At 69.2% G+C, this 15,387-nt stretch carries 11 protein-coding genes; 7 read left to right on the forward strand and 4 right to left on the reverse strand.

The features are described 5' to 3' along the window. The first annotated feature begins 165 nt into the window (after positions 1–165). Positions 166–1,791, forward strand: a complete 1,626-nt coding sequence (aceB, locus tag ACWC1K_RS18905) for a malate synthase A (protein WP_450832668.1) — start codon at positions 166–168, stop codon at positions 1,789–1,791. 7 nt (positions 1,792–1,798) lie between these two features. Here the strand turns inward: aceB and ACWC1K_RS18910 are convergent, their stop codons facing one another. The 3 genes from ACWC1K_RS18910 to ACWC1K_RS18920 all read right to left on the reverse strand — a co-directional run bounded on the left by ACWC1K_RS18910 (position 1,799) and on the right by ACWC1K_RS18920 (position 5,447). Beyond that, positions 1,799–2,080 carry a SelT/SelW/SelH family protein gene (locus ACWC1K_RS18910; RefSeq protein WP_115910050.1) on the reverse strand — a complete coding sequence of 94 codons (282 nt, stop codon included), beginning with the start codon at positions 2,078–2,080 and terminating at the stop codon, positions 1,799–1,801. Next, complete coding sequence (locus ACWC1K_RS18915; RefSeq protein ID WP_450832669.1) at positions 2,077–2,991, reverse strand: HipA family kinase; 915 nt, start codon at positions 2,989–2,991, stop codon at positions 2,077–2,079. Before ACWC1K_RS18915 ends, ACWC1K_RS18910 begins: the two co-directional genes overlap by 4 nt. A gap of 152 nt (positions 2,992–3,143) precedes the next feature. Beyond that, a complete protein-coding gene (locus tag ACWC1K_RS18920; protein ID WP_450832670.1) occupies positions 3,144–5,447 on the reverse strand; it encodes a beta-L-arabinofuranosidase domain-containing protein in 2,304 nt (767 codons plus the stop codon). A gap of 868 nt (positions 5,448–6,315) precedes the next feature. Between ACWC1K_RS18920 and ACWC1K_RS18925 the strand changes: the two genes are divergently transcribed. The 5 genes from ACWC1K_RS18925 (at position 6,316) to ACWC1K_RS18945 (ending at position 12,240) form a co-directional block, all read left to right on the forward strand. Further along, positions 6,316–7,743, forward strand: a complete 1,428-nt coding sequence (locus ACWC1K_RS18925) for a glycoside hydrolase family 43 protein (protein ID WP_450832672.1) — start codon at positions 6,316–6,318, stop codon at positions 7,741–7,743. A 217-nt stretch (positions 7,744–7,960) separates the two neighbouring features. Then, positions 7,961–9,499, forward strand: coding sequence for an alpha-L-arabinofuranosidase B (locus ACWC1K_RS18930; RefSeq protein WP_450832740.1), 1,539 nt, complete (start codon positions 7,961–7,963; stop codon positions 9,497–9,499). 89 nt (positions 9,500–9,588) lie between these two features. Beyond that, the gene (locus tag ACWC1K_RS18935; protein ID WP_450832674.1) at positions 9,589–10,965 is read left to right on the forward strand and encodes a glycoside hydrolase family 43 protein; all 1,377 of its coding nucleotides are present in this window, start codon (positions 9,589–9,591) and stop codon (positions 10,963–10,965) included. 137 nt (positions 10,966–11,102) lie between these two features. Beyond that, positions 11,103–11,513: a hypothetical protein gene (locus ACWC1K_RS18940; protein WP_450832676.1), complete on the forward strand. Its 411-nt coding sequence runs from the start codon at positions 11,103–11,105 to the stop codon at positions 11,511–11,513. Positions 11,514–11,667: 154 nt separating this feature from the next. Further along, positions 11,668–12,240, forward strand: coding sequence for a YbhB/YbcL family Raf kinase inhibitor-like protein (locus tag ACWC1K_RS18945; protein ID WP_450832678.1), 573 nt, complete (start codon positions 11,668–11,670; stop codon positions 12,238–12,240). Here ACWC1K_RS18945 and ACWC1K_RS18950 read toward each other — a convergent pair. Further along, positions 12,225–13,739, reverse strand: a complete 1,515-nt coding sequence (locus tag ACWC1K_RS18950) for an IucA/IucC family protein (protein WP_450832680.1) — start codon at positions 13,737–13,739, stop codon at positions 12,225–12,227. The genes ACWC1K_RS18945 and ACWC1K_RS18950 overlap by 16 nt on opposite strands. Positions 13,740–13,832: 93 nt before the next feature. Between ACWC1K_RS18950 and ACWC1K_RS18955 the strand changes: the two genes are divergently transcribed. Then, positions 13,833–15,344, forward strand: a complete 1,512-nt coding sequence (locus tag ACWC1K_RS18955; RefSeq protein ID WP_450832681.1) for an IucA/IucC family protein — start codon at positions 13,833–13,835, stop codon at positions 15,342–15,344. Positions 15,345–15,387 lie beyond the last annotated feature (43 nt).

A 15,387-nucleotide genomic window follows, 5' to 3' on the forward strand; every position in this document is an offset into this window, starting at 1 on the left:
CACCTTCCCTCGACCCGGAGAATCTCGACATCAACAAACCATTGAAGTTCCACGATGAGGAAACTAGTATCCACTGTTCAGAAGCGCCCTCCCGCTCCAGGGGCGCCGCTCGCCGTACCCGGTTCGACTGGCACCCGGTGCCACCGCTGAAGGAAGTGACAGCTCATGTCCGCACCAGCGCCGTCCCCGCTGGCCATCGTCGACGCCGAGCCGCTGCCGCGGCAGGAGGAGGTCCTCACGGAGGCGGCCCTGGCCTTCGTGGCCGAGCTGCACCGGCGGTTCACGCCCCGGCGTGACGAACTCCTCGCCCGCCGCGCGGAGCGCCGCGCCGAGATCGCCCGCACCTCCACGCTCGACTTCCTGCCGGAGACGGCCGCGATCCGCGCGGACGACTCCTGGAAGGTGGCCCCCTCCCCCGCCGCCCTGAACGACCGCCGGGTGGAGATCACCGGCCCCACCGACCGCAAAATGACCATCAACGCCCTCAACTCGGGCGCCAGGGTCTGGCTCGCGGACTTCGAGGACGCCTCCGCGCCGACCTGGGAGAACGTGGTCCTCGGTCAGGTCAACCTGGCTGACGCGTACACCCGCACCATCGACTTCACCGACCCGGCGAGCGGCAAGTCCTACGCCCTGCGCCCGGACGAGGAGCTGGCGACGGTCGTCATGCGCCCGCGCGGCTGGCATCTGAACGAGCGCCACCTCGTCGACGCCGACGGCACCCCCGTCCCGGGCGCCTTCGTCGACTTCGGCCTGTACTTCTTCCACAACGCCCAGCGCCTGCTCGACCTCGGCAAGGGCCCGTACTTCTACCTCCCGAAGACCGAGTCGCACCTCGAAGCGCGCCTGTGGAACGACGTGTTCGTCTTCGCGCAGGACTACGTCGGCATCCCGCAGGGCACCATCCGCGCCACCGTCCTGATCGAGACGATCACGGCCGCGTACGAGATGGAGGAGATCCTCTACGAACTCCGGGACCACGCCTCCGGGTTGAACGCGGGCCGCTGGGACTATCTGTTCTCGATCGTCAAGAACTTCCGTGACGGCGGAGCCAAGTTCGTCCTGCCGGACCGCAACGCGGTCACGATGACGGCCCCGTTCATGCGGGCGTACACCGAGCTCCTCGTCCGCACCTGCCACAAGCGCGGCGCGCACGCGATCGGCGGCATGGCGGCGTTCATCCCCTCCCGGCGGGACGCCGAGGTCAACAAGGTGGCCTTCGAGAAGGTCCGCGCCGACAAGGACCGTGAGGCGAACGACGGCTTCGACGGCTCCTGGGTCGCCCACCCCGACCTGGTCCCGATCGCCATGGAGTCCTTCGACAAGGTCCTCGGCGACAAGCCCAACCAGAAGGACCGGCTGCGCGAGGACGTCCACGTCGAGGCCGCCGACCTGATCGCCGTCGACTCCCTGGACGCCAAGCCGACGTACAACGGCCTGGTCAACGCCGTCCAGGTGGGCATCCGTTACATCGAGGCCTGGCTGCGCGGGCTCGGCGCGGTCGCCATCTTCAACCTGATGGAGGACGCGGCGACCGCGGAGATCTCCCGCTCGCAGATCTGGCAGTGGATCAACGCGGGCGTCGAGTTCGAGAACGGCGAGAAGGCCACCCCGGAGCTGGCCCGCAAGGTCGCCGCCGAGGAGCTGTCCACCATCCGTCAGGAGATCGGCGAGGAGGCCTTCGCGGCCGGTCACTGGCAGCAGGCCCACGACCTGCTGCTCCAGGTCTCCCTCGACGAGGACTACGCGGACTTCCTCACGCTGCCGGCGTACGAGCAGCTCAAGGGCTGACCTCCTGCTAGTCCTGCGACGCCTTGTCCGAGTGGCCCAGGGACCTTCCCGGGGCCACTCGGTCGCGTACGGCCTGCTTCACGGCTGTCGGCTCCGGGAAGCCCTGTTCGCGGCGGTCCCAGACCACCTCGTCGTCGACCCGGACGACGAAGACACCGCCGGTTCCGGGCTTGAGCGACAGTTCGGTCAGCTCCGCCTCGAAGGTGGTCAGCAGCTCCTGTGCCAGCCAGGCCGCGCGGGGCAGCCAGCGGCACTGGGTGCAGTACTCGATCTGTACGACGGGACTCATCCGAGGTGCACCGACCAATCCTGTTCCGCCGCCGGTTTGCCGTGCAGGTCGGGGACCCGCTTCAGCCAGTTCGGGCGGCCTTGCTGGGTACGCGCCGTCCGGAGGGCCTCCTCGGCGGCGAGTTCCTCCCGGGTGGGGAAGTCGGTGGGGAGCCAGTCCGCGGAGGCCTGCACGCGCGCGTGGAGGTAGTCCACGTAGGCGGCCCGGATGTCGTCCGGGGTCGCGAAGCCCTCCTCTCCGGCCAGCCAGGCGTCGGGGACCTCCGCGGCGATGTCCCGCAGCAGCTCCCGCGTGACCTTCGGCGCCAGCTCCGCGTCGGCCGCCCGTACGTCGGGCGCGTAGTGGCCGAGGGCGTGATGCCGGAAGTCGTACGCCTTGGTGGGGTCCGAGCTGTCCCAGCGGTGGTGGAAGACGAGGGCCGCCCCGTGGTCGATCAGCCACAGGCGCGGGGGCACGATCCCGAGCGTCGGCCAGACCATCAGGTTCGAGCTGTGGACCGTGCGGTCCACGTTCACGGTCAGCGCGTCGAGCCAGACGATCCGGCCCGCCTCCAGCGCGTCGACCCGGAAGGACTTCGCGACCTCCGGGGTGAAGTCCCGCGCCCCCGACAGGTAGTCCATGCCGAGGTTGATCCCCGCGCTGGCGCTGTGGAGTTCCCGCACCTCCTGGTGGGGCTCGCCGTCGGCGATCGCCGGGTCGAAGTGCACCAGCACCAGCTCGGGGAAGCGCAGTCCGAGCGCCCGGGCCAGCTCACCGACGATCACTTCGGCGACCAGCGCCTTGTGTCCCTGCGCGGAGCCGGTGAACTTCACCACGTACGTCCCCAGGTCGTCGGCCTCGACGACGCCGGGGACGGAGCCGCCGGACCGCAGAGGGGCGACGTAGCGGGTCGCGGTCACCTCTCTCAGCATTTTCTCAGGTCACCACCTTCATTGACCTTGCCATCCATGCTGGACCTCGTAGGTGCCTGTCAGCGGGAATTGCCCGTCAGTAGCCCTGGGGAGAATCTGGGGTGAGCATAGTAACCGAGGGTGATTGCCGACGACGAAGCCATTCCCGGACGCTAGTTCAGCACGATGCGCCAGCGGTTGTCGGCGGTGCCGTCGTCCAGGTCCTGGACCGCGAACGCGCCGACGGCGGTGGAGTTGCCCGCGATGGCGAGCAGTTTGCCGCTGTTCACGTTGCGGATCTTGTAGGTCCCGTCGCCCTGGTCGAGCAGGGTCCACTTGTGGTCGGCGGTGCCGTTGTCCGACCACTGCAGAACGGTCGCGCCGTCTGCCGTGTCCATGTTCAGGACGCCGAGCACCTTGCCGCTGTTGGCGTTGCGGAAGCGGACCGCGCTTCCATCAGTGATCATTTCCCAGTTGTGGTCGGCGGTGCCGTTGTCCGTCCATTGCAGAGCGCGGCCGCCGTTGGCCGTGGACATGTTCTGAATGCCCAGCAGGAGCCCGCTGCTCGCGTTGACGAGACGGACGGTATTGCCGGTGGTGTTCCAGTAGACGGTGTAGTTGAAGCCGTGCGCGTCGTGGAACGGGCCCAGGTTGACGGTGGAGCCGCCCGCGGTGGCGGTGAAGGCGAGCGAACTGCTGCTCGTCCGCTTGACCGAGGACGTGTCCAGCGTGGGGAGCGAGCTGAGAGCGGTGTCGCCGTAGTTGCCGGCCAGGACCACCGGGCCGTAGGTGATCGCGGCGACGTTCGCGTTGTCGTTGGCCGGCCGGATGCCGATCCGCATGGGCAGGCGGACGGTGACCGTGTCGCCGGAGGTCCACGAGCGGTTCAGGGTGGCGTAACTGCCGGGCGTGGTGGTGATGTTCTGCGCGACGCCGTTGACGCCGATGGTGGCCCCGGTGGTCCAGCTCGGTATGCGGATGCGCATCGCCCACGTTCCGCTGACACTGCCGGTGACCTGGAGGGTCGTCGTGTCGCTGACAGGGTAGGTCGTCGTCTGGGTGACGGTGATACCGCGCTCCGTCCAGGTGAGCACCGACGGCACGAACATGTTCACGGTCAGCGTGGTGTCGTTGTGGAAGTAGACGGAGTCCATCAGTCTGGTGTGCATCTCCAGGCCCGTGCCCTGGCAGCACCAGAAGGTGCCGTAGTCGGTGCTCCAGGTGCCGCCGCCCAGCGCCGGGCCCACACCGCGTCGGCCTCCCGGCTTGAGGGGGGTGAAGTAGGTGACGTGGCCGTGGTCGTCGGCCGGGTTCTGCTGGCCGATGATCTGGTTGAGCCACGCCCGCTCGTAGTAGTCGAACAGAGCGACACGGTTCGGGTCCAGCGTGAACAGCTCCCGGGTGAGGGTGAGCATGTTGATGGTGTTGCAGCTTTCGCACGTGTCGTTGTTCAGGTAGCCGGCGATGGCGTTCGGGGCGCGGAAGTGCTCCGCCTGGCTGTTGCCGCCGATGGCGTAGGTGTGCGCGTCGACGGTGATGTTCCAGGCGTTGGTGGCGATGTCGCGGTAGCGGGTGGTGCCGGTGGCCTTGTACTCCCGGGCGGCCCCGATCCACTTGGGCACCTGGGTGTTGGCGTGCAGTCCGTTGAACTGGTCCTGGTTGGCCGCCAGCGGGTCGAACACCGCGGCGTGGTCGAAGCGCTGGGCGACGGTGAGCCACCGCGCGTCGCCTGTCTGCTGGTAGAGATCGGTCAGCACGGCGTTCATGCCGCCGAACTCGATGCGCAGCATGGTCTGCATCTGCTGGGTGGTCAGCCGGCCGGTGCGCCAGTCGACCCATCCGGCCAGGGCGAGGAGCACGTCCCGGGCTTGTGTGCTGCCGATGTGGCGCCATACGTCCAGCAGGCCGGTGAGGGTCTTGTGGATGGTGTAGTACAGCACCTCGCCACTGGTTCCCTGCTCGAGAGCAGTGAAGTTGGACTCGGGGTAGCCGGAGAGGTACCCGGGGTTGAAGCCGGCAGCGCTGTTGTTGGCCTGGCACTTGGCCAGTTCCGCGACCATGTAGGTGGCCTTGTCCCGGCAGGTGGTGTCCCCGGTCACCGCGTACGACTGTGCCCATGCCGTGAGGAAGTGTCCCTGGATGTGGGTGCGGAAGCCGAAGTTCGGCGCGTCCCAGCCGCCGCCCGCGGTCGCACCGTTGGTGGACAGCTTGTGGGTGGCGCGGAAGTTGTACAGCAGCCGGTCGACATCGATGAACCGCAGGTAGTTCTGGGTGCGGTTCTGGTTGTCCAGCCACCGGCTCGCGGTGAGCCGGACCTGGCCGAGTTCGAAGGGGTGCGCCAGGACCCCGATGTCGGTCCTCGCGGGGGCGACGGCCGCTTGGGCAGCAGACGCGCCGAGGAAGGGTCCGGTGGCAGAGGCGGCCACGGTGGCCCCGGCCAGTTGCAGGAGACGACGTCTGCTGACGTGGGGAGACATCTTGAGCCTTTCGCTAGGGCAGGGCGACTGCTTGGACTTTTGATGTGCCGGCTCACCCGTCCGACGGTCGGGCGTGGCGCGTCGCGGGCCTGTGTGCCTTCCTCGTGCGGTTCGACTCTTCAAACGTCGTTCGACATATGGAACGCTGATCTCCGCTGACACATGGGATGTGATTAAGGGACATGGACGTTGCCCGTGTCCAGACGTGTGAACACAAAATCCTTACCGGCTGTCGGGTCATCCCGTAGTCCTACGGCCACGTGCCGCGGGGGCGCAGTTCCACTTGGCCATGCGGGCGAGGTCGGCGCCGGCATGGAACGGTGCGCCGACTGATCTGTCGTGTCGCGTGCATGCACAGGAGACGTGGGGACGGCGGGGCGATAACAGAAACCGGGCCGCCGGTGCGATGCGCCGGGGGTTGTGCGGGCGGAGGCGATCGCTCATTTGTCCGTTCGGTTAATCGGATGTGTCGGATGTATTGACGCGCTCTCTTTTCCGGATTTAGCCTCTGCCCGATTTCACGAACAGCGTTCGATATATCGTCCACCCTGCCTGATCGGACAGTGAGTTGACAATGAAGGCTTCCGGCCGAAGCGCCCCCACCTGAAACGCCCTCACGGGCACCGAGACGCACAGACACCCGGCCCGTGCCGCAACCGCCCCACCTGGTCGGACGCACGTGCTCGCACGCCCTGACCCGCCGTCACCACAGCGCCCTGGGCGAAGCGGTGAAACACCGTCGTTCGGATCCCCCCTTCCGGCCCGCGCGGTGTCCGGGTCCTGTCCCGCTCATTACGAGACCAAGTTCCCCCCGCCACACCGCTCCCCCTTCGCCCGGCGGTGGCACCCGCACCCGACAGGAGATCCGATGTCTGCGCTCCGCGCCCGGCTGACGGTGATGTTGCTTGCCGTCTGCCTTCTCTTCACGGGCCAAGCCCTCACCACACCCCAGCGGGCGGCCGCCGCCGACCCCGGCTACCTGATGGTGCACTTCACCGGCGACTCCGCGACCGGTCAGATGCTGTACCTCGCCCACAGCACGGACGGCCTGCACTGGAACGACCTCAACGGCGGAGCGCCGGTCCTCAACTCCCAGATCGGCACGAAGGGGGTGCGCGACCCCGCTTTGGTGCGCTCCCCCGACGGCAGCAAGTACTGGATCATCGCGACCGACCTGTGCATCCACTGCGGCTCGACGTACGCCAACGGCAGCCCCAACTTCGTGGTGTGGGAGTCGACCGATCTGGTCACCTGGTCGAAGCCGTGGCTGCTCGGCGCCGCCGGACTGATCCCCGGCGGAAAGAACGCGTGGGCACCGGAGGCGATCTGGAACCCCGAGACCAACGACTACGTCCTGTACTGGGCGACGAACGCCACGGTCAACGGCATCTTCAAGTACCGCATCTACGCCGCCCGCACCAAGGACTTCCGCACCATCACCACCCCGCAGATCTGGATCGACCCGCCCGGCAGCACCCCGGTCGTCGACACCCAGATGACCGAGGTGCCCTCAGGTACCGGTCCCTACCGCTACCTGAGGGTCTCCGGCGACGGCCAGAACAACGTCGAGGGCAGCAACTCGATCCTGGGGACGTGGACCAACCTCGGCAACCTCTCCAGCATCGGCCTCACCGGCAATGTGGTCGAAGGCCCGGTCTGGATGAAGTTCCAGAACAGCAATCAGTGGGCCCTCTACATCGACTACAACAACCCGCAGGGCGTACGCGAGTACCGGCCGATCCTGACGACCAACCCGTTCGACGTCAGCACCTACCAGCTCCAGCCGGCGGCCAACTACGACATGGGCGGCACCGCCAAGCGCCACGGCGCGATCATGGCCCTCACGGCCGGCGAGGAGAGCCGCGTGCTGGCCCGCTGGCCCAACACCCCGGCGCAGCGGCTCCAGTCGTACAACTTCCAGGACCGGTACGTGCGCCAGACCAACTTCGACGTGCGCATCGACCCGAACGTCAGCCCCGTCGAGGACTCCCAGTTCCGGCTGCGGCCCGGCCTGGCGGGCACCGGCACCGTCTCCTTCGAGTCGGTGAACTACCCCGGCTACTTCCTGCGGCACGCCAACTACGACTTCCAGCTCGTCCTCAACGACGGCAGCAGCCAGTTCGCCGCGGACGCGACCTTCCGCAAGGTCGCCGGGCTCGCCGACGCCACCTGGTCGTCGTTCCAGTCGTACAACTTCCCCGACCGCTACATCCGCCACTACGCCTACTACTTGAAGCTCGATCCGATCACGACCGAGACGGGGCGCGGCGACGCCACCTTCCGCGTGACGAGCTGACCCCACCGTCTCACGGGGGCCCCACCCTGAGCGCTCTGAGGGTCCGCCGCTCCGGCGGCGGAATCCACAGCTCCGGTGACGGCGCCCGCCGCCTCGGCCGGCCCACGGAGCCACCGGCCGGGCCGGGTGCCGCCGTGACGGCGGCACCCGGGAGTTCGTCGACACTCACCTCCCACTCCACCTCGAAAAGGAGTTCTTCGTGATCAAGCCACTCTGGATGCGCGGCGTCAGACGCGCGCTGCTCGCGGCCGGTGCCACCGCCGCGCTCGCCGCCGGACTGCTCACCGCCACGGCCACCACCTCGCAGGCCGCCACCCAGGGGCCGTGCGACATCTACGCCGCGGGCAACACCCCCTGCGTCGCCGCACACAGCACCACCCGCGCCCTGTACGGGGCGTACAACGGCCCGCTGTACCAGGTCAAGCGCGCCTCGGACAACGCGACCAAGGACATCGGCCTGCTGAGCGCGGGCGGATACGCCGACGCCGCACAGCAGGACTCCTTCTGCGCGAACACCACCTGCGTCATCACCGTCATCTACGACCAGTCCCCCAAGGGCAACAACCTCACCCAGGCACCCGGGGGCGGAGCCGCCGGCGGTCCGGACAACCTCGCCAACGCCGTCGAGGCGCCGGTCACCGTCGGCGGGCACAAGGCGTACGGCGTCTACATCGCCCCCGGCACCGGCTACCGCAACAACAACACCAACGGCATCGCCACCGGCGACCAGCCCGAGGGCATGTACGCCATCTTCAACGGCAAGCACTTCAACGGCGGCTGCTGCTTCGACTACGGCAACGCCGAGACCAACAGCCTGGACACCGGCAACGGCCACATGGAGGCCCTCTACTTCGGCAACAACAAGGGCTGGGGCTGGGGCAGCGGCAACGGCCCCTGGGTCATGGCCGACCTGGAGAACGGTCTCTTCTCCGGAGTCAACCGCGGACTCAACGCGGGCAACCCCAGTGTCGACCACCGGTTCCTGACCGCCATGCTCAAGGGCGGCGCGAACCAGTGGGCCCTGCGCGGCGGCGACGCCCAGTCGGGCGGCCTGTCCACCTTCTACAACGGAATACGCCCCACCGCCTCCGGCTACAACCCGATGCACAAGGAAGGCGCGATCATCCTCGGCATCGGCGGTGACAACAGCAAGTGGGCCCAGGGCACCTTCTACGAAGGCGTCATGACCCAGGGCTACCCCTCGGACGCCACCGAGAACGCCGTCCAGGCCAACATCACCGCCGTCGGCTACGACGGCGGCTCGACCAGCACCGGAACCCTCACCCCCGGCTCCCGGATCTCTCTCAAGGCCACCACCTCGCCCTGCTGCACCTCGCACTACCTGCGCCACAACGACGCCGACAACAAGGTCGTCATCTCCAACATCACCTCAGCCAGCTCGGCCACCGACAAGGCCGACGCCACCTGGATCGTCCGGGCCGGACTGGCCAACCCCTCGTGTGTGTCCTTCGAGTCCGTCGACAAGCCCGGCCAGTTCCTGCGCCACTACAACTACCAGCTCAACCTGAACTTCGACGACGGCGGAAGCAACTTCGCCAAGGACGCCACCTTCTGCCCCACCGCGGGCAACAGCGGCGTCGGCACCTCCTTCCAGTCGGTCAACTTCCCGACGAAGTACCTCCGCCACTACAACTACACGGTCTACATCGCCAGCAACGGCGGCTCCAACGCCTTTGACTCCACGACGTCATGGGCCCAGGACACCAGCTGGCTCACCTCGGCTCCCTGGAACTGACGAGGGACCGAACCCGTGGGCGGCTCCGGGCCGGGGCCGCCCACGGGTTCTTCATCCGCCCGCACCTCCCTACGCCCCGGAGGCACCAGATGAGCGCAACCCCCCTCCCGTCGCGCCGGCTGTTCCTCGGCATGGCCGCGGCCGTGCCGCTGTCCATGACCGGCGCGCTGACCCTCGGCAGCCGGTCCGCGAGCGCCGCGACGGCCTCCCCGTACGTCATGGCCTACTTCACCCAGTCACCGAGAAACCTCGGCACGGACTACGGCCTGCACCTCGCGGTCAGCACCGACGCGCTGCAATGGATGCCGCTGAACCAGAACAACCCCGTCGTGACCCCGACCGCGGGCGACCTCGGTCTGCGCGACCCCGTCATCGTGCCCAAGCAGGACGGCACCTACGTCGTCCTGGCGACCAACCTGAAGGGCACCGACTGGACCAAGAAGACCCCGTACATCCACGTCTGGGACTCCGCCGACCTGCGCTCCTTCGACAACTACCGCCTGCTGAAACTGCACGACATGGCCACCCACACCTGGGCGCCGGACGCCTTCTGGGACCCCTCCCGCGGCCAGTACGCCATCATCTACTCGGCCGTGAACAGCAGCGGCCACAACGTGATCATGGTCAACTACACCACGGACTTCCAGACCGTGACGGCACCGCAGGTCTTCTTCGACCCGGGCTACGACGTCATCGACGGCACCCTGGCCAAGGACGTGAACGGCGTCAACTACCTGTACTACAAGGGCCACAACAGCCTCACGGGTGCGAAGTCCACCTCGCTCGATCCGGGCAGCTTCACCCAGTTCACCTCGGGCCTGGCGCCCCAGGGAGGCATCGAGGGCCCGATCCTCGCCCAGGCCGCCGGCACCTGGTACCTGTGGGGCGACGCCAACGCACTCTTCTACGCCTACCAGTCCAACGACCTCTCCACCGGCACCTGGACCGCCACCGACCGGCGCCTCTACACCCAGCCGCTGAACTCCAAGCACGCCGACATCAAGCAGATTCCCCAGACGGTGTACGACAACATGGTCGCCAAGTGGGGAAAGCCGGCCTGGAACCGGCTGAAGTCCTACAACTTCCCGGACAGATACTGGCGGCAGGTCGACTCCCTCGGCCGCATCGACCCCTACCCGTTCGATCCGTACACCGACTCGCAGTGGAAGCTGGTGCCGGGGCTGGCCGACCCCTCCGGCGTCTCCTTCCAGTCCGTCACCGACCCGACCCGCCACCTGCGGCACTCCTACTTCCAGCTGCGACTGGACGCCAACGACGGCACCGCGAAATTCGCCCAGGACGCCACCTTCCACAAGACGTCCGGGCTCGCCGACCCGTCCTGGTCGTCGTTCCGCTCCCACAACTACCCGGACCGCTACATCCGGCACTACGACTACGCGCTGCGCATCGACCCGATCTCCACCACCACCGGCCGAGCCGACGCCACGTTCTCCGTCTGGTACTGAGCAGGTTCACGTCGGTCTTGGACCGTTGTCCATCCCTGCTGTGACCTGAGATGATTCGGCCCGAATCATGATCACGAGAGAGTCCAGGCATGCGAACTTGGAGACCAGGCACGCCCAGCACTGTGGCCTGCCGGAGCGTGAAGCGGCCGCGTATTTCGCTGCTGGTCGCCGCGCTGGGCATCGTTGCCGTCTCCGTTACGGGGTGCGGCAGTTCCGATGATGAAGGACGGCCGGTGCGAGTGGTCAACGAGTCGGCCTGGGATGCCCACGTGTTCGGTTGTCCGCAGTGCGGAAAGCTCGGCCTCGTGGTCGAAGGGGAACCTGACCGAAAGCCTGGCGAGGGCGGCGGTTCCTACTCTGGGTGGACCGAGGGACGCGCGTGGCCCAGGACGTACAAGGTCGTTGTCCGTGGAGTGGAGTCGGTCTGCCCGTTCATCGACCCCGAGCCTGGTAAGGCGACGGGCGAAGTGGGGACCCGTGACGTCATCTACGTGGTGAACGAGAGCGGGAAATGCGTCGCAGGCCCGGCGAGCATGGACGACATCTGACATCAGCGGCCGGCACCGACAAGCGCGAACAGCGGCGGTCAGCACCAGATCTCGGCGGACACCGAGGATTTCCCTGCCCGCAGCCCGAAATGTTCCTGTGCGAACCCTCGCGATCCCCGTGTATAAGGATCGAAACCCCCACGAGGAGCAACTCATGGCTGTCATGGGCAAGTTACTGAAGAACAAGCGGGCCGGGGACGAGGGCCTCGCCTGGAACGCGCCGAACCTGGCGGGCGCGAACACGCTGAGGCTGAGCAGTCCCGACTTCGCCCACGAGGCGACGATCCCGACCCCGCACGCCGGCAAGCGACTCGGCGGCCGGAATCTGTCACCGGCCCTGACCTGGAGCGCGGCGCCCGCGGGAACGGTTCAGTTGCTGCTGGTCATCGAGGACCCCGACGCACCGACGGCGCACCCGTACAACCACGGCATCGCCCTGCTCGCCCCGTCCCTGACCGGTCTCCCCCAGGGCGGCCTCGACGCCGGGACCCCCGCCGACGGCGTACGGCTGCTGAGTTCGGGCTCGCGCCGCGGCTACCTCGGACCGGCGCCGATCAAGGGCCACGGCCCGCACCGTTACGCCTTCCAGCTGTTCGCCCTGGGCAAGCGGCTGACGATCGGCAAGAGCGACACCGTGCCGGACTCCGCCAGACCGCGGGCCGTGCTCGCCGCCGCGGGTGACGTACTCGCGCGCGGCCGCCTCGACGGTTTCTACGAGCGCGTCTGACCGGTGGCCAGCGGGTTCGGCAGCGGCAGATAGCGGGCGTCCGCGCCGTCCGCGCCCGTCCAGCGCAGCAGCAGGTTCGTCTTGCCGGGGAGGGTCGGCGCGGTGAGCAGGGCCGCGGTCTCGGGGAGGTCGTGGCGGGCGAGTTCGCGGCGTACGGCCGGCCAGGGGTCGAGGCCGGGCCGGCGTTCGGCCAGGGCGGCGGCGACCTCCGTGACGTGGTTGACGACCAGGCAGTAGACCAGCCGTTCCCAGCCGGCCGCGCGCGAGACGGCCGGCAGCAGCTTCACGCCCTCGGCGTCCCGGAACAGCGCCTGCACCGGGGTGCCGTCCGGGTCGACGGCGACCAGCGTGTTCTGCAGATGTGCCTCGAGTACGACACCGTGGTCCGCGAAGGCCGCCAGGGCCGGGGGCACGACGGCCCTCAGATACGCCTCCCACCAGGCCCCCGGGTCGCGGGCCCCGTCGAGCGGGCTGCCCGCGAAGCCCTCCACCAGGCCCGCGGCGAGCAGCGGGGTCGCGCCGGGCAGCAGATGACCGTGCAGTCCGTCGCGGACCAGGACGGCGAGTTCCTCGAAGGCGAAGGCGGCGGTGCGGTAGCCGCGGTCGCCGAGCCAGGCCGCCGGGCCGTCCATCGCGGCGAAGGCGGCGGCCGCCGCCGCGTCCGTCCGGCGGAGCTTCAGCAGGTCGTGGCGCCACAGCCGCCGGATGTCGTTGGTGATGCGGACGTCGAGGCTGAACTTCAGGAAGAAGTCGCGCCCGGGGACGTAGAGGGTGCGGATCGCGGCCGTGGGCCAGGTGTCGAAGCCGGTCGTGCCCAGCCGGATCAGACGGCGGTCGGCGAAGGCGGGCGCGAGGTCCAGGAGGTCGAGCTGCCAGGGGTGGGCGGGCAGCAGCCGGTAGCCGGGCGGGGCCTCGCCGAGGGCGTCCAGCGCCGAGGTGTCGCCCTCCTCGACGACCAGGTCCTCGCGCACGCCGAGCAGCACCAGCGGGAAGCGGGCGTGGGCCTCGGGGGCGTACGGCAGCCAGCCGGCGACCGGGCCGCCGCCGCGCGCCTTGGGGGCCGGGTGGTAGGGGTGTCCGGTGATCAGGGACTGCTCGGAGCGCTGGTACGGGTCCTCGGGCGCCGTCGTCCGGGCGCGGGCGGTGAGCAGTGCGGCCACGGCGTCCCGGCTGTCGATCATCTCGGCGGGGAGTTCGTGGTTGGACAGGCCCGTGTGGCGGCACAGCTCCTCGGCGACCAGCTTGACGAGCTCGGTGTGCCCGATGTGGTGCCAGTGGCCCGCCGCGTACACCTCGGGTTCGGCGGGCCGCCGCTCGCCGCGGACCCGCAGCAGCCGGTCGACACCGGGCAGCCGGTAGGTGAGGCGCTCGCCGGCCCGCCCGACCGGCTGGGCCACCTCGCGCAGCAGACAGTTCAGGAGCGGTGCGGCCGCGTACGCGTCGGCACCGCCGGCGGGGTCGTCACCGGTGTGCGGGGGGATGAGATCCACGCGATCCACTCGTTCTCCGAGGTCCGTTCGGGCGGAGACGATCAGTATGTATGCCGTCACCTCCCGTCCGTGACGCCCTACTCGTACCCGAGGAGCCCACCCGTGCACCGTCCCCACCCCGCGGAGGCCGAGGTCGCCGACGAGCTGGCCGCCGTACGCCCCGCGCTTCTGTCACGGTACGCGGCCGAGCTGCCGGGCGCCCGGGCGGCCGTGCTGACCCGGCTGTGGCGGGCGCTCGCCCATGAGCCGCTGCCGTGGATCACCGGCCGGGACCCGGCCGGGGACGGCCTGACCCTGCGCCTTCGCGACGGGCGCCGGCTGCACGGGCCGGCCGCGGATCCGTACGCCACCGCCGCCCACGTCACCGCCGTACAGCTGGACAGCGTGGCCTACGACCATCCGGCGCGGCTGATGACCGCGCTCGCGGTGCCGCACTGCGTCGACTTCGCGGCCGAACTGGGGCACAGCGTGGCGTCCTTGGCGCTGTCGCGGGCCGATCAGGAGCGCCACCCGGACGAGTGGCCCGCGCAGGACTGGGAGTGGGAGCAGCGGGTGGTCGACGGGCATCCCTTCCATCCGGGCTGCCGTTCCCGGCCCGGTTTCTCGGTGGCCGAGCAGCTGGCCTACGGACCCGAGCACCGGCCGCGGGTCGGGCTGGGGATGCTGCCGGTCCGGACGGACGAGTGCCTGGTGACGGGGGTGTGGCCGGACGGCATGCGGGACGGGGAACGGCTGTTGCTGCCGGTGCACCCGTGGCAGGCGGCACATGTGCTCAAGCGGACCTGCGACGAGCAGCTCACCGCGCACCCGCTGATGTCCCTGCGCACGCTCGCGCTGCCCGGCGGGCCGCATGTCAAGACCGCGCTGAGCGCCCGGCTGACGTCCTCGGTGCGGGACATCTCGCTCTACTCGATCGCGCTGTCGGCGACGTTGTCGGCGTTCGCGGAGTCACTGGCGGCGCGCGCCGACGGCCTGCTGCATGTCACGCGCACACTGGGTGCGGCCGCGGCCGGGTCCGCGGACCTCGCCGCCGTGCTGCGGGAGTCGCCGCAGACGTACGCCTCGACGGCCCGCGGCGAGCGGGTCGTGCCGGTGGCCGCGCTCGCCACCACCGCGCTGCCCGAATCCCCCGCCTGGCTCGCCGACTTCACCCGCCTCACCCTCACCGTGGGCCTGCGCCTGCTGGAGCTGGGAGTGGCCCTTGAGGCGCATGGCCAGAACCTCCTGGTCGTCCTCTCGGCGACGGGTGCCCCGCTGCGGCTGGTCTACCGCGACCTCGCCGACATCCGCGTCAGCCCGGCGCGGCTGGCCCGGCACGGCATCCCGGTCCCTGAGCTGTCCGGACGGATCGTGACCGACGACGTGACGGCGCTGCGGCGCAAACTGTTCGGGTCGCTGGTGGCGGGCGCCCTCGCCGGTACGGCGGGTTCGGCGCAGGCGCTCGGAAGGGCCCTGGAGACGGCCGTACGGGATCTGCCGCGCACCCCCGACCTGCTCGCGCTGCTGGAAGAGCCGCTGCCCGCGAAGGCTCTGACGCTGATGCGGATGTCGCCGGGGACGCCCGGTGACCAGTGGGCCGAGCTGCCCAATCCCCGGCACTCCGGGGCCCGCTGACGCTCGTTTTGGAGCCCGGCACATCTGATCAATAAGATCCGCC

Source organism: Streptomyces sp. NPDC001492, assembly GCF_053597275.1.

Bases quoted from the DNA above. Each gene is read 5' to 3' on its own strand.
- aceB (WP_450832668.1), top strand. From the start codon at position 166: ATGTCCGCACCAGCGCCGTCCCCGCTGGCCATCGTCGACGCCGAGCCG.
- ACWC1K_RS18910 (WP_115910050.1), bottom strand. From the start codon at position 2,080: ATGAGTCCCGTCGTACAGATCGAGTACTGCACCCAGTGCCGCTGGCTG.
- ACWC1K_RS18915 (WP_450832669.1), bottom strand. From the start codon at position 2,991: ATGCTGAGAGAGGTGACCGCGACCCGCTACGTCGCCCCTCTGCGGTCC.
- ACWC1K_RS18920 (WP_450832670.1), bottom strand. From the start codon at position 5,447: ATGTCTCCCCACGTCAGCAGACGTCGTCTCCTGCAACTGGCCGGGGCC.
- ACWC1K_RS18925 (WP_450832672.1), top strand. From the start codon at position 6,316: ATGTCTGCGCTCCGCGCCCGGCTGACGGTGATGTTGCTTGCCGTCTGC.
- ACWC1K_RS18930 (WP_450832740.1), top strand. From the start codon at position 7,961: ATGCGCGGCGTCAGACGCGCGCTGCTCGCGGCCGGTGCCACCGCCGCG.
- ACWC1K_RS18935 (WP_450832674.1), top strand. From the start codon at position 9,589: ATGAGCGCAACCCCCCTCCCGTCGCGCCGGCTGTTCCTCGGCATGGCC.
- ACWC1K_RS18945 (WP_450832678.1), top strand. From the start codon at position 11,668: ATGGCTGTCATGGGCAAGTTACTGAAGAACAAGCGGGCCGGGGACGAG.